Origin of the sequence: Mesorhizobium sp. M0500, from assembly GCF_040321165.1 — a bacterium.
Classification (GTDB): Bacteria; Pseudomonadota; Alphaproteobacteria; order Rhizobiales; family Rhizobiaceae; genus Mesorhizobium.
On the sequence record NZ_JAMYRB010000035.1, the window covers coordinates 1 to 13,138 of the forward strand.

The window sequence follows — 13,138 nt, forward strand, 5'->3', positions numbered from 1 at the left end:
ACTAGGCGCGCGATAGCAGTTTGCGCATAATCAACGATGCATGGCCTTCTGCACCGTGCGACGCGGCCCTGCGATCGACCACTTCGAACCATGTTTGCGGTAAAAGGCCATTGCCCCGTCGTTTCCCTCGACCACTTCGAGTGCGATGCTCGGGATGCCGGAATGGGCGGCAAAGACAGCGTGCAATATATTAGCGGCTAGCCCCGGTGCCGTACTCGCCAGCAGCTCCGGCCGGTCGGCGCGAGCGCCGGATGCCTTCTCGCGATAGACGCCGGCGATGTAGTACCCGGCATCCCTCGCCCCAGCGATGATCGATTCCTGGCGATCAAGATCCTGCCCTTGCGTACTGACCCGCAGATAAACACGAGCAACGGGCATATCCCCCTCCCGCTCGGCTCATTTAGATATACTTCAATGCGCTCTGGCTCAGAATTCGGCAAGCGGATAGCCCCATAGGCTGGGTCAGAAATACGCCGCAGCAGCCGCCATGATTGCGGTGGTCGCGAAACTGCCCATTGTGGCCCCTGAACATTAAGCGGGCACCGATATACGATAGAAAAATCAAAGCATGAACACCGGCCCGCTTTCGGACTCGCGGGCTTGTCCCAAGCGAGTCGAAGGGCGCGGTAAGGTGGAGCCCCGCCATTTGGCCCGTATAAATGGATGACATGTTCTGCCACTCGCCTTCGACTTGGATTCGCTTAGGTAGCCCCTCTGTCCAATCTGTTCAGGCTTTCGCCCAGTACGACAAGCGCGATGCCGAGCAACGCGATATCCTTGATTAGGAACTGGCCGAGGGGACCGAGCGCTGGAAAGCCCAGCGCAGGCTCCCAGATCGGCAGGACAATCATGATCGAACAGGTGACCAGGAAAATTAGCGCGGCCAAGGCCCCGCCGGTCACACCGGCGCGCGCCGACCAGGGGTAGGCAATCAGCAGAAGCGCGGTCGCGATCTCGATGACGCCAAGCACATAACAGGCACCGGCCTCACCAAAGACTGGATACATCCAGGCGAGCCAAGGCGTGCCGCCGATCAGCGGTCTCAACGCCTCGATCTCGACCGTCGTGAACTTCATCCCGCCGATCATGAGAAGCGGCAGTATGACCCCGGTCAGGGCGACGATCCGTCCGGCTTTCCTGATCGCGGCGATCTTTCGCGCCCACGGCCGGGGAGTTGTCTCGTCTTGACCTTCAGGCTCTGATGTTTTGAGAACCGCCATGAGTATCCTCCTCCTGTTCGATGACACTGGGGCTCAAGGTTCAATCGGTGTCGTAGATTTCGCTGGCTACTGTCCAGCCTCAGACTGTGCTCGCACGTTTTGCAGCAAGACCACCGCAAGGATGGCTGCAGCCAGCGCCACCAACGCGCAGATGCCGGCAGTCATCTGGAACGCCTGAGTGAACACCTCCCGCGCTTTGCCGAGCAAATCGGAACCGAGCGCCTCCGGCAAGGCGAGCCCAACTGCCACGGCGCCTCCCAGCGTGTCCTTGGCAACACTGATTTCTTGCTCGGATACCCCGTCCGCAACCATCCCGGTCATGCCGCTGCGATAGATTGCGGTGACGATGCTGCCAAGGATCGCGATGCCGAGCGCGCCACCCAATTCGCTGCTGGTTTCCGCGATGCCGGAGGCCGCACCGGCTTGCTCGGGTTCAACGGTCCCCACGATGAGGTCGGTGGCCAACGTGAACACCGGCGCAAGACCTAGGGAGAAGACGCTATAGCCTATGACGACGATCGCGAGATCGGCCTGACCACCACTGCGGGTGAGAATGAGAAATCCGGCTGCCGCAAGCGCAAGGCCGGCCGCCATCACATAGCCCGGGCGAGCCCTGCCAACCGCGATTGGGGTCAGCATCGAACCGGCGATGAAAGCAACGGCGGAAGGCACGGTCCACAGGCCCGCTACAAACGGTCCCATCCCCAGCACCAGTTGCAGGTATTGCGCGATGAAGAGAAACGAGCCAAACGCGACGAAGAAGCCGAGAACGTTGACCGCCAATGAAGCGCTGAAGGCGCGCGAGCGAAAGAGCCGCAGATCGATCAGGGGGTTTGTCAGCCGCGGTTGGCGCACGGCGAAAACCGCGCCGACAGTCACACCGAAGAGAATGGCGGAGGCCGCCTCCGGGCGGAGGCCGTGTTCGGCGATATCCTTGATGCCGTATATCACCGAAAGCACGGCGACAAGCGACAGCCCAGCGCTCAAGATGTCGAGCCGACCCGCTTCAGGATCGCGATACTCGGGCAGGACCATCGGACCAAGCACCAGCAGCGCAACCATGACCGGTACCGCCACGAGGAACACGGAGCCCCACCAAAAATAGCTCAGCAGGATGCCCCCGACCAACGGACCGATGGCAGAGCCCGCAGAGAAGCTGGCGATCCAGACGCCGATCGCAACCGTACGCTCCCTCGGGTCGAGAAACATGTTGCGGATCAACGAAAGGGTCGACGGTGCAAGCGTCGCCGCGGCAATCCCGAGCAGCGCACGCGAAACGATCAACATTCCGGCACTTGTGGAGAACCCTGCGAAGACCGAAGCTATTGCAAATGCCACCGCGCCGATCAAAAGCAGTCTCGGCGGCCGATGCGGTCGCCCAACGTGCCCATCGTGATCAGGCATCCGGCAAGCAGAAAGCCGTAAATGTCTACGATCCAGAGAAGTTGGGAACTCGACGGCTTCAAGTCGGCGCTCAAACGCGGCACAGCCAAGTTCAAAACCGTCAGGTCCATGGAATAGAGCAGGCACGGCAGCGCGATAACTGCGAGCCCGAACCATTCGAGGCGGGTCGCTCTGGGCGCGGTTATGTCGCTCGTGACGGCCTCACTGAGCTCCAGAGCACACGCTACGGCACCGCCAGTCGCACCACCTGGGTCGGAAATTGTACCGATCTTGTTCTCTGACGCCATGCCTTGATCTCCTTGTCCGCCAAGCGGCTGGTCAATTGCCACCGCTGTTTCGATCGCTGGATTACTCCGATGCGCTGCTCAGTCCGGCTTGTATGGGTACGAGTGGTGTTCGTGAGCGATGATCCAGCGGTCACCCTCTTTCCGCAATCCGACGGTAAGGCGAAGGCGGGTTGTCGGATCCTTTTCAAGCTCGTCCTTCGTACCGCACCGCAGCAATGCGGTTGCAAAAGCAACCCGGTCGCCCGCCGTGACATCCAGCCGCTCGATCGCGAAAACGCCGCCGTATTTGAAGTGGTCGAAGAACGGACCCCAGCTATCCCGGTAAGCCTCCATTCCACGAAGTTCGTTCGGGGGTGGGACATCGAACATCACGAGGTCCGTCGCGTGATCCGCCATGATCGTCTCCAGGTCTTGCTGCTGCACGGCGTTCGCCCAGCGCTCGATAAGCGCCTGGATGTGTGCCTCAGCGTCACGCTCCTTGTTCACCATTAGAACTCTCCTCCTCCTCGATATTCTTCCGTCAAGCTGGTTCTGTATCGAGGACGATCGGGAGGCGTTCAATCCGACATTGGGTGATCATACTTGGCTCCGTCCAGCCAATCCGGCTGCTGCGACGCGTGTTCTTGAGTGTCAGCTTAGGGAGAGACGTTCAACTTTCCGTGGGTCGCGAGAGGGTCAAAGTCACTGGTTTCGGTCAACGTCCGCTTACGAGCCGCCAAATCGGCCCAGCAAGGTCCGGTTTGGTCAACTTGAGCCGGTAGCGGTCACTCGAAGGTTCGCTTCACTGAGAGCCGACACCAGGCGAAACAGCTTTTGATGTTCGGCGCGCCGCTCGGGGATGTCCATCTCCGGATGTGACTGGAATTCGGCTCCTGTCGTCCGCGCGCATGACAGGTCAAAGCCGCTGCTCGTGTCAGGATGTCTGTGATGAACCTAGGACCGGAGGACGTCATGGATATTTACAGTCTCGTTGCCGCGAACCTTCAAACTTCGGCTCGTCGGTCGCCGATGAACGCCGAAGCCGAAAACCGCTACTATTCGAAGCAGCTCGCCGTGCCCCGCTTTGGCCCGGGGCTGCTTCGGTCGATCGCCATGACGGCCAGCGTAGTCCTGGTGATCGGCATCGTCCTGATTTGGCCATGCATGCAGCGCATCGTGGGGTCGTTCGTCGGCTCCGCCTACGGCGCCGGGCAATTCTACAGCCGCGCGGTCAGCGAGGCCCGTGATCTGACCACGAAACTCTCGATACCAGAGACGAGGACCTGGACGGCCCGGTAGGCTTCGATAATCGCGCCCAACGCAAGCGCGAGTTCGCAGCCGACATGGGCCTGCAGGCTCACGTGCTTCGCATGGCAGCCGAAGGTGCCGTCTCGGCTTACGAGGACATCACAGGCGAAACCTGGAAGCCCTACGCTCGCCCGGTCGAGCAGCCTGCAAACTCGGTCGACCAAAGGCCGCAACGGTCCAAATGGCAGCCTTCGAATAGGACGATCGCGGGGCTTTGCCCCGCCTTCCTTCAGCGTCCGCAACGCCATTGCGACCTGGGTCTGAAAAAGAAAAAAGGGCCGACGGCAAACCGCGGCCCATAACGTGTGAAGGTCATGGACCTCCAGAGGGGAACAGCTACTGCGGCGGAACTGGGAGGAAGCCGCCATGTGCATCAACTGAAGTCTGTATGCACGAATCACACTGCACTTAATTTTTGTGCAGTGCAGCTATGCGTTCGCGGCTCGTTTGACCGCAATCGTCGCGCTGGCGGTTTCCGCTTTGATAGGCCGTTCAAGCCAACCCTACCCGGTGATCAACGGCAACTTATGTAGCCAGCGATCCGTGGTGACTTGATCCAGCACGAAGGCCGCAACGTTTTCGCGCGAAATGGAGCCTCCGCGGAACTGGTTCAAGTTCGTGAGCGTCTGGATCGTGGTGCGTGCAGGCTTGTTGTTGAGAACTGAAGGACGGACAATAGTCCAATCCAGATCGCTGCCCTTGAGGATTGCCTCCTGACGATTCTTGTCGGCGTAAACCTTGCGCAGGAGCAGAGGGAAGATCAGCTTGTCGAAGAGGAAACCGCCGTGCCCTGCGCTGTCGCCAGCGCCCATACCGGTGATGGCGACGAGACGCGAGACGTGTTCCGCTTTCATGGCGCTGACAAGCGCTCGGGTCGCGGTCGAAAGAAGGGTGACTTCGCGAAATGGGCTTGCGGGTGTGCCGAGCGCGCTAATCACGGCATCGCGACCCTTGACGGCCTGGCGCAACACCTTCTCGTCACGGGCGTCTCCAACGACGATCTTCACTCCCTTCATGTTTGCGGCCTTTTCCGGCGAGCGCACCAGGAGGGTGACATCGTAGCCACGGCTTACGGCCTGGCTGACGATATGGCGGCCGGTCGGCCCGGTGGCACCGAGCACCAGGATATTCGGTACGGCGGCGAAACGTGTTTCAGGGACGGGTGTGGTCATGATTTTGGTCCTCTTGAAAGCCTGGCGCGCCCTCAGGAGGCCGCCCTGTTGGTTTGGATGCTGGTGATAATCAGAGGCGGCCCTCTGCGAGCAGTTCGCGGGTCCGCTTCAGCGTCGACAGCAGGGCCGACTTGTAGCCCTTGTCGCTGTCGAACTGCGTCTGCTCGGCCTGTTCCTCTGGGCCATCAGCCTCCTTGCCGCGCAGGCCGAGGTAGCAGTAGAACTTCAGCTGCAGTGCGCCGGCTTCGTCCTCGAAAAGCTCATTGATAATGGCGCCTTCGCGTGGGCCGGTCGCCTGGAAGAAGGTGACCTTGCTCTGCGGCTCGAGGGTGATGATCTCCCTGATGTCAGAGCCGGCGATGGTGGCTTCGCGCACGAAGTGGGTATCACTTTCCTCCACGACATCGCAGCGGGTGCAGAGACCCGGCGGGAGGAACAGACGCGCGTCGCGCGCCTTCAGTTCCAAACCCTTCCATACTTGCTCCCGGGTGAGCTTTGTTTCGCCTTCCGGATTCACCGGGACGGTTGCGGTCGAATAGATCATGTTGATGGTCCTTTGTTTGAAATTGTGGCTGATTGCCTCAGGCAGAGGCAGCGGTTTCCGAGGCAAAGTCGCGGTAGGAGTGGAGCGGACGTCCAAGAAGCGTCGTCAGGCGCTCGACATCACTGCCCTCGGGCAGCATGCCATCGGTCAAAAATCGCTCGCCCATCATGCGCATGTCGTAGGCCATCCATGGCGGCATGAACTGCTTGAGGTTCTGCTCGAAGGCAGCCGTATCGCCGCCGCCATAGTTGATCTGGCGAGCGAGCACGTCCGACCAGATCGCGGCGATATCCGCTCCGGTAAGGGTATCGGGACCGACCAGGTTGATGCGAGTGATCGGGAGCGGCTGTGCGGCCTGTTCGCGCCGCAGCAGCTCAAGGGCAGCAACCTCCGCGATATCGCGAACGTCGATCATGGCAAGCCCCTTGTCGCCGACGGGCATCGGGTAAACGCCGTAGCCAGCGATGACGTCCTTGATCGTCAGATCGTTCTGGATGAAGTAGGCCGGACGCAGGATGGTAGCGTGAAAGCCCATCTGCTCGATCATCCGCTCGACGCCGAACTTGCCGGCGAAGTGCGGCACGTTCACGTAGACGTCCGGGTGAATGACTGACAGGTAGACGATCCGTTCGACGCCAGCCGAGCGGGCGACGTTGAGGGCGATCAAAGCCTGGGTGAACTCGTCTGGTGCGACAGCGTTCAGCAGGAAGAGCGTCGAGACACCGTCGAAGGCGGTACGTAGGGAGTCGACGTCCAGGAAGTCACCTTTGACGACGGCAACACCTGCCGGGAAATTGGCCTTGGAGGGGTCGCGGACGAGAGCGCGGACATCAGCGCCGCGGTCGACGAGGTGATGGATGACTTGGCCGCCGATATTGCCGGTGGCGCCGGTAACGAGAATGGTCATGGGATTTTCTCCGGGTTGGTATTGCTTGACACCCGGAATATGGCTGGTTCATTCTTAAACCAATAGGCTGTTAATTTAGACACTTCGTCTCACAGGTGGAACGATTATGGATCTCGTCGCCCTTGCGGATTTCAACCTTGTCGCGCGTCACGGTGGCTTCGGCAAAGCGTCGCGGGCGTCCGGCCGTCCCAAAGCGACCTTGTCCCGACGGGTTACGGAACTGGAGGCTGCCCTTCAACTTCGGCTCTTTGAACGTGGCGCGCGCAACCTCAAACTCACTGAGGAAGGACGCGCCCTTCATGAGCGGACAGCCTCTCTGCTGACGGAGCTCGACGAAACGGCGGCCACGATCGCGGCGGGCGGGGACAAGCCGCGCGGCAGGTTACGGATCAGCGCGCCGCTGCTGTTTTCGCAGACAGCCATGGGCAGGATCGCGGCGGGCTTTGCACTGAAATATCCCGACGTGCGGTTGGAAGTCACGACAGAGGACCGAGCCGTGGACATGATCGAGGAAGGTTATGATCTGGTCATCCGGGTCAATCCGGACCCAGATGAAAGTCTTGTCGGCCGAGCCTTTCTGCATGATCGCCTGGTCGTCGTGGCAAGCCCCGGTCTGCCCCGGCCGGCCGCAGATCTCTCGGTGCCAGGTGTCGTGCGTGGGGCCAGCGATCGGCAGACCTGGAACGTCGTGACTTCAGAAGGATCCGCGACGATCGGGATCGAGCCCATTCTCGCACTGTCGTCCCTCATCATGGTTCGGGATGCCGTGCGAACCGGCGTAGGCGCTGCTCGTGTGCCGATTTCGCTGGTGAGTCACGACCTGGCCGACGGCACTTTGCTGCACTGGGGTGATGTCGAGGGTTCCGAGATCGCGCTGTGGGCGCTTTACCCGTCGCGGCGTCTGTTGAGCGCGCGTGTATCTGCCTTCCTGGATTTTCTGAAGCAGGCTTTTCCCAACGGAACGCCCGATGAACTGGCGGCCTACATCGGCAAGTGAGGGGCCAAAGCAGCCTGCTCCACATTTTGCAATCGGGCCGGCGTTACCCAGCGGTGTTTACCCGCGAATAGGCGCCGGGCGGCATTCCCACATGCCGACTGAACGCGACGCTGAAGGCGCTTGCCGAGCCATAGCCGACGCGTTGCGCGATCTCCGCCGTGACAACATCCTTGCGAAGGAATTCCTTCGCCAGCGCCATGCGCCAGCCGGTCGCGTATTCCATCGGGGCCACGCCAACCTCCCTCCGGAAACGATCGAAGAAGGTCGAACGGGACATGGCAGCATCCCCGCGAGTGTTTCCACCGTCATGCTGCGACCTGGATCCGCGTGAATCCGGCGCAAGGTCGGTGCCAGCAGCGGATCGGCCATACCGCGCAGGAGACCGGGCGGGGCCGCGGCGCTTGCCGTTGAACGCAAAGCTTCGATCAACAGCACCTCCAACAACCGGTGAAGCACCATCTCACGGGCGGGCCGGTCGGCTCTCGTTTCGTCGTTTATCATCCCGACCAGCATCATCAGCCGCTCTTCGCCCTGGACATGGATAACCTCTGGTAGCAACGAGACGAGAAGAGCCTTGTCATCCGAGCCAAAGGCACAATGGCCAACCATCGCCTTGATTTCGGCGGTCGCTTCTGGGTCACCGAGCCGGAGGACACCCGGGCTGGTCTCAAGACGTTGGGCAAGGGCTCCGCGAGGAGGTGGTTCCAGGCTGCTCATCGTGAACGAGAAGATTTCCGGAACCAGCACGAAGTCGCCGGCCATCAGCAACATCGGAGCAGCTGCCCCATGTCGAACTCGTCGCGGACGATTCCGGACATCTCCTCCCGGCGGAACGCGAAGCCGTAGTCGAACAGGAAGTCGTCGCCGTAGCCCGACACGTAGGGCATTGTCCACCCGCGCTGTGCCTTAGTTGCCATCAGCTTCTCCAGCGGCGCCCGCGACATCGCGATGAGCGTCACGTCGCGGTCGTTCACGTGCGTGACCATGCCGCCCAGCCCATCGCCCACCGAGGTGCAGCCCGGGCACGCCATCTTCCAGTCCTCCCCGAACATCAGGTGATAGATGAGGAGCTGCGAGCGGCCATCGAACAGCTCCGGCAAGGACTTCGGCCCGTCGTCGGTGGCGAAAGCGTAGTGCTTCTCGACCGGAACCCAGGGCAACTCCCGCCGTTGCTTGGTGACGCGCCGTTCGTGCGCCGCCAGCTCCCGCTAGGCCGCCAGCAGCTCCTTGCGGGCGGCCTGCCACTCCTGCTCAGTCGCGACCTCCATCCGACCTCCCCATGTTCGACCTCGTCCTTGTTGAAACCGCGCGGCAGCGGAAAACTCATCGGCACCTCGAAGTCGACGACCTCCGCGACCCGTCCGTCCTCGAGGGCCTCGAGGCGCAGGACGGACAGGGCGAGCGGACGGTAGCCCGGCTCACCCGACGAGCACAAGAGCAGCATCGTCTGGTTGGTCCCGAAGCGGTCGTTCCATCGAGCCGATTGCTACCCGCGGGACGCGCCATTTCCTGACTTTGCCGTTTACGCCGCGAAGGTCGCGGCTCGAAACCAAACCGGACGGTCATCCGATCCTGTCCTGGGCTCCAGCGGCAGGTTTTGGCATCGGGACCGTCATGCAGGCGTAGTGGCCACGATCATTGCGCTCGTGAACCCGCCCCGCCTCTTCCGGCGATCTGATTGCCTGTCGCGAGCGGCTCAGGTGCTTTTGAGCGTGCCGTTCATCCCTTCCGGATAGAAGCCGCCCTTGCTCACTCCATCCTTGTCGGTGAGATAGACGATCCGGAGCACCTGTTGCGGTGTTCTGGTGAAGGCGATCGCGTCGGGCGTTGAAGGAACGATGTTGGCTTTGCGGTCCACCTGGATCCCCTGGTCCTTATCGTCCGATCCGTCGATTTTGTCCCGGGCATCGGAGACAACGTTGGCGGCCTTCCAGGCTTCCTCTCCCTTCCGGTATAGCGTAGATCGCGCCATTCCCATGTGGTAGGCCTCGACCGCCAGGATGCCTGCGGCGGCGGCGAGGAAGTCCTTGTTCTTCAGAACCGTCGCGGCACCGGCATAGGCGGTGACGCCGACATCCTCGAACAGCAAGCCGCCGAGAACGAAGTTCGTTTCGTTACCGAAGGGATCGAAGTCCCGCCCGAGGCCCGCTGCCTCCGCAACCGCCTTGAAGCCCGCATCGAAATCGATGGCCGGCCTGTCGACGGCGTTCTTTCCAAGCGTCTTGCGGTAAAATCGGACGTGCGCGAGTTCGTTTTCCGCAACTTCCTGCATGAATTCGCCGATGGCCGGCGTCTCGAACGAGACTTGCTTTCCGCCAACGACGTCGCCGGATTTCGAGCCGGCATCGGCTGCGTCGATGCCTTTTCCGGTGGTGCCGCGGAGGTAGTATTCAGCCTCCATATATTCGAGGTTGAGCGCAAAGCGGAAAATGTCTTCGTCCTGCACGTCCTCCTGGGCATAGGCGCGAGAAACCGGCGTCAGGCCCGTGGTGGTGGCGAGGGTTGCTCCCAAGCCGAACTGCAACGCGCGACGGCGCGAAATATGAATTGAAGGCGTGACACGGATCCTGACTTCCTCCCAAAAGTCCGCCGGTATCACCTGTTGGCACCTGATCGCGGGCCAGCCTTTCTAACCCCGTCAAACTCGATAAATGTTCCTTCGGTTGTCGCGCATTTTCGCCAAATGTTGTGCTTCGAATCCGAGCCATGACCTTGAGCTGATTATGGGCGACTGATGTCTCTCGTCTTGTCGAGAAGCTAGAGATCACAACTGCATCGATGTAGCCTTTTATGACCAGTGATATCTACGTCATAGGCGTCATTTGCGCTGGCCGGTGCTTCGGCGCCAATACACAAGCGAACGCCGATTGGCTTATTCGATCGAAGCCAAGGGCGACACGGCCGGTCCGTTCAAGGCGGTGCCATCAATGGCAAAGTGCGAGCCGTGGCAGGGGCAATCCCAGCAGCGTTCCAGCGAGTTCCAATGAACATGGCAACCGACATGAGTACATGCGGCCGAGCGCTTGTGGAGCGTGCCGTCCTCATCGCGAAAAGCCGCGACTTTGGTAAGCCCTTCGCGCACGATAGCGCCCTCTCCCGGCCGCAGCTTGTCGGCGGAATCGATTTCGCCAGGCGCGATATACTCGGCAAAACTCTTGATCGCTGTCGCATTCTGCGCCAAATAATCGCCGATCGCGCGTGCCGTCTTGCGAGAGGGTTCGTAAAGTTCCCGCCAGGGGCTTTCCCCCTTGAGAATCAGGTCGGAAATCAACAGGCCTGCCACGACCCCATGGGTGATGCCCTGGCCGGAATCGCCGGTTGCAACGAAGACACGCCGGTCACCGGGATTGCGACCGATGAACCCGGCATAGTCGACGGTCTCCATCACCTGCCCGGACCAACGGTTGGTTTCCATCCCGACATCGGGCACCAGCCTTTTGGTCCAGGCCGCCAGGGCCGCGAAGCGTTTGCCGGCATCATCGGCCCGTCCTGTTTTGTGGTCTTCACCTCCGACGATCAGGAAGTCGGTCCGACCTTTGCCAGGCTGAAGCCGAACGTAGTGATAAGGGTCTTCAGTATCCCAATACAGCGCATCCGGTAGGATATCGCGCGCGATCTCGAATGACATCGCGTAGGTCCGATAGGGCGCTTGTTTGGTATGAAGGGCGACCCGATCGTTGATCGGCGAGTTGGTGGCGACAACGGCCGATTTGGCAGACACGGCAAAGCCTGAGACCGTGGTTACGCGCACGCCGCCGTCGGTCTCCTCGACCTTGTCGACGATAGTCTCCGCATAAAGCATGCCGCCGCGCGCGCGAATGCCCGCAGCCAGCCCGCGGAGATATTTGAGCGGGTGAAATGTCGCCTGATTGGCGTAGCGAAGGACGGGCGTATCCGAAAAGCCTGCAAACGGCACGCCTGCGGTTTTCTCGACGTCGACACCAATCTTCAGAGCGGCGTCCAGTTCGCGCTCGATGACGGATTCCTTTCTGCCTGACGCCGGAAACAGAAAGCCGTCGAGGCGGCGGAAATCACACGCAATACCCTCCGCCTCTTGGATTGCTTGGATACGGTCGATAACGGCCGACTGGCTTTGGTAGTAAATCCGCGCCAGTTCCTCGCCGCGCAATTTGATCAGTTCCGAAAAATAGTCGTCGCAGATCGATGACAGATGCGCGGTGGTGCGTGCCGTCATGCCGCTTCCGATCCGGCCGCGATCAAGCACTGCCACCTTTTGCCCGGCGACAGCCAGTTCGTAGGCGACCGACAGTCCGGCAATGCCAGATCCGACGACCACGACATCGACCTGTTCACTCCGCTCGAGCGGAACCGCCTCAGGCGCGACTTCGGTTGCCGCCCAAAGCGATACAGTCCTTTCATCGCTGACATTCATGGCGGAACTCTCCAGGGCATCGATCAGGAAATGGACGCGAGGGGCTAAAAGTTCCCGCTGCGTTTGTACGCCGATCTAATGCGCTAAGCTCCACGGACTGCGCAGGTGGGAAGCACCCCCTTCGCGCGGGTTTCCAGGCCAGCTGTTTCAATCGCCAGTTCGAAGCGTTAGCCGCATTCGCGGACAATTGCCGTGGTCCGCCAACAGCGAGAACGCTGGCCACATCTGACAAGGCGCAACCAGTACGTGACCGTGTAGTGTCTGGACGATCTTGAAGGCATCCCCATGCAGTGTTCTATGAGTAGACACCTCGAAGTTCCAGGATACGATGCTGTGCGACTTAAATGGCCGCGCCCGATTGTCGCCGTTTGGGGCGCGCCTGACCGCCCGGCCTTCAGGACCACGTTGCCTCGGCCGATACCCACTGATGGAATGCGGCGATACGAGGGTCGGTCCAGCAATCTCTTCTGCAACACAAGTAATAGGCCTCCGTGTCGTCAGAGATCTGCATATCCTTGAACGGCAGGACCAGTTCTCCCTTGGTGATCTCTTCGTGGAGCACAGAGAGGTCTCCGATCGCGCCGCCCTGGCCCATGGCCGCGGCACGATAGGCCATATCGGCACTGGGAAAGACCTCACCCGAGTTCACGTCAAGAAGGTTCGGCACAAATCGCCCAGCCCAAACTTTCCAATCGTGCCGATCAGACGTTTCATGCAGCAGGTTATGGTGAACCAGGTCGGCAGGAGAGGTTAGTGGCACCCCTCTCTCCAGCAGCTTTGGAGAGCAAACTGGGGTGCCGAACGATTGCAACACTAGCACCGCGTCGATATCTTTCGGCCCATTTGGATTACCGCAGTCAAAGGCGAGATCGAACTCACCTCCGAAGAAAATTTCCCAATCATAAGGAGCGGTCGTTAGCAATGGCG

At 60.8% G+C, this 13,138-nt stretch carries 12 protein-coding genes and 3 pseudogenes; 3 read left to right on the plus strand and 12 right to left on the minus strand.

Going from position 1 to position 13,138, the window contains the following annotated elements; all coding sequences use genetic code 11:
• Window positions 1-30: 30 nt before the first annotated feature.
• The 4 genes and pseudogenes from NKI70_RS34100 to NKI70_RS30545 form a co-directional block, all read right to left on the minus strand.
• A complete protein-coding gene (locus tag NKI70_RS34100) occupies window positions 31-378 on the minus strand; it encodes a recombinase family protein (RefSeq protein ID WP_502896729.1) in 348 nt (115 codons plus the stop codon).
• 323 nt (window positions 379-701) lie between these two features.
• Window positions 702-1,220 (minus strand): YkgB family protein, encoded by a 519-nt coding sequence (locus NKI70_RS30535; RefSeq protein ID WP_352693232.1) that lies wholly within the window; start codon window positions 1,218-1,220, stop codon window positions 702-704.
• A 66-nt stretch (window positions 1,221-1,286) separates the two neighbouring features.
• A pseudogene (locus NKI70_RS30540) lies at window positions 1,287-2,809 on the minus strand (MFS transporter).
• 180 nt (window positions 2,810-2,989) lie between these two features.
• Entirely contained in the window at window positions 2,990-3,400 is a 411-nt protein-coding gene (locus tag NKI70_RS30545; RefSeq protein WP_352693228.1) for a YybH family protein, read from the minus strand.
• Between the two features lie 654 nt (window positions 3,401-4,054).
• Here NKI70_RS30545 and NKI70_RS30550 point away from each other — a divergent pair.
• Window positions 4,055-4,397 (plus strand): annotated as a pseudogene (locus NKI70_RS30550) (hypothetical protein); the annotation flags it as partial.
• Between the two features lie 304 nt (window positions 4,398-4,701).
• Here the strand turns inward: NKI70_RS30550 and NKI70_RS30555 are convergent.
• The 3 genes from NKI70_RS30555 to NKI70_RS30565 all read right to left on the minus strand — a co-directional run bounded on the left by NKI70_RS30555 (window position 4,702) and on the right by NKI70_RS30565 (window position 6,821).
• The gene (locus NKI70_RS30555) at window positions 4,702-5,370 is read right to left on the minus strand and encodes an NAD(P)-dependent oxidoreductase (RefSeq protein ID WP_352725946.1); all 669 of its coding nucleotides are present in this window, start codon (window positions 5,368-5,370) and stop codon (window positions 4,702-4,704) included.
• 70 nt (window positions 5,371-5,440) lie between these two features.
• On the minus strand, window positions 5,441-5,914 hold the full coding sequence (locus NKI70_RS30560) for an SRPBCC family protein (RefSeq protein WP_352647973.1): 474 nt from the start codon (window positions 5,912-5,914) through the stop codon (window positions 5,441-5,443).
• A 37-nt stretch (window positions 5,915-5,951) separates the two neighbouring features.
• Entirely contained in the window at window positions 5,952-6,821 is an 870-nt protein-coding gene (locus NKI70_RS30565) for an SDR family oxidoreductase (protein ID WP_352693245.1), read from the minus strand.
• 106 nt (window positions 6,822-6,927) lie between these two features.
• Between NKI70_RS30565 and NKI70_RS30570 the strand changes: the two genes are divergently transcribed.
• On the plus strand, window positions 6,928-7,818 hold the full coding sequence (locus NKI70_RS30570; protein WP_352725948.1) for a LysR family transcriptional regulator: 891 nt from the start codon (window positions 6,928-6,930) through the stop codon (window positions 7,816-7,818).
• A gap of 43 nt (window positions 7,819-7,861) precedes the next feature.
• Here the strand turns inward: NKI70_RS30570 and NKI70_RS30575 are convergent.
• Together NKI70_RS30575 and NKI70_RS30580 are read right to left on the minus strand one after the other, a co-directional pair.
• Window positions 7,862-8,592: pseudogene (locus tag NKI70_RS30575) on the minus strand (helix-turn-helix transcriptional regulator); the annotation flags it as partial.
• On the minus strand, window positions 8,580-9,020 hold the full coding sequence (locus tag NKI70_RS30580; protein WP_352693243.1) for a DUF899 family protein: 441 nt from the start codon (window positions 9,018-9,020) through the stop codon (window positions 8,580-8,582). The pseudogene NKI70_RS30575 and the gene NKI70_RS30580, both read right to left, overlap by 13 nt.
• A gap of 77 nt (window positions 9,021-9,097) precedes the next feature.
• Here NKI70_RS30580 and NKI70_RS30585 point away from each other — a divergent pair, with 77 nt between their 5' ends.
• Window positions 9,098-9,331 carry a hypothetical protein gene (locus NKI70_RS30585; protein WP_352450333.1) on the plus strand — a complete coding sequence of 78 codons (234 nt, stop codon included), beginning with the start codon at window positions 9,098-9,100 and terminating at the stop codon, window positions 9,329-9,331.
• A 183-nt stretch (window positions 9,332-9,514) separates the two neighbouring features.
• On the opposite strand, the gene NKI70_RS30590 is transcribed toward NKI70_RS30585, so the two are convergent.
• The 3 genes from NKI70_RS30590 to NKI70_RS30600 form a co-directional block, all read right to left on the minus strand.
• Window positions 9,515-10,330, minus strand: a complete 816-nt coding sequence (locus NKI70_RS30590; protein ID WP_352693222.1) for a ferritin-like domain-containing protein — start codon at window positions 10,328-10,330, stop codon at window positions 9,515-9,517.
• A 360-nt stretch (window positions 10,331-10,690) separates the two neighbouring features.
• Window positions 10,691-12,211, minus strand: a complete 1,521-nt coding sequence (locus tag NKI70_RS30595; RefSeq protein ID WP_352725950.1) for an FAD-dependent oxidoreductase — start codon at window positions 12,209-12,211, stop codon at window positions 10,691-10,693.
• Between the two features lie 394 nt (window positions 12,212-12,605).
• Window positions 12,606-13,133, minus strand: a complete 528-nt coding sequence (locus tag NKI70_RS30600) for a LysR substrate-binding domain-containing protein (RefSeq protein WP_352693218.1) — start codon at window positions 13,131-13,133, stop codon at window positions 12,606-12,608.
• Window positions 13,134-13,138: the final 5 nt, after the last annotated feature.

Coding starts and splice junctions, on each gene's coding strand:
- NKI70_RS34100 (WP_502896729.1), bottom strand. CDS start 378: ATGCCCGTTGCTCGTGTTTATCTGCGGGTCAGTACGCAAGGGCAGGAT.
- NKI70_RS30535 (WP_352693232.1), bottom strand. CDS start 1,220: ATGGCGGTTCTCAAAACATCAGAGCCTGAAGGTCAAGACGAGACAACT.
- NKI70_RS30545 (WP_352693228.1), bottom strand. CDS start 3,400: ATGGTGAACAAGGAGCGTGACGCTGAGGCACACATCCAGGCGCTTATC.
- NKI70_RS30555 (WP_352725946.1), bottom strand. CDS start 5,370: ATGACCACACCCGTCCCTGAAACACGTTTCGCCGCCGTACCGAATATC.
- NKI70_RS30560 (WP_352647973.1), bottom strand. CDS start 5,914: ATGATCTATTCGACCGCAACCGTCCCGGTGAATCCGGAAGGCGAAACA.
- NKI70_RS30565 (WP_352693245.1), bottom strand. CDS start 6,821: ATGACCATTCTCGTTACCGGCGCCACCGGCAATATCGGCGGCCAAGTC.
- NKI70_RS30570 (WP_352725948.1), top strand. CDS start 6,928: ATGGATCTCGTCGCCCTTGCGGATTTCAACCTTGTCGCGCGTCACGGT.
- NKI70_RS30585 (WP_352450333.1), top strand. CDS start 9,098: ATGTTCGACCTCGTCCTTGTTGAAACCGCGCGGCAGCGGAAAACTCAT.
- NKI70_RS30595 (WP_352725950.1), bottom strand. CDS start 12,211: ATGAATGTCAGCGATGAAAGGACTGTATCGCTTTGGGCGGCAACCGAA.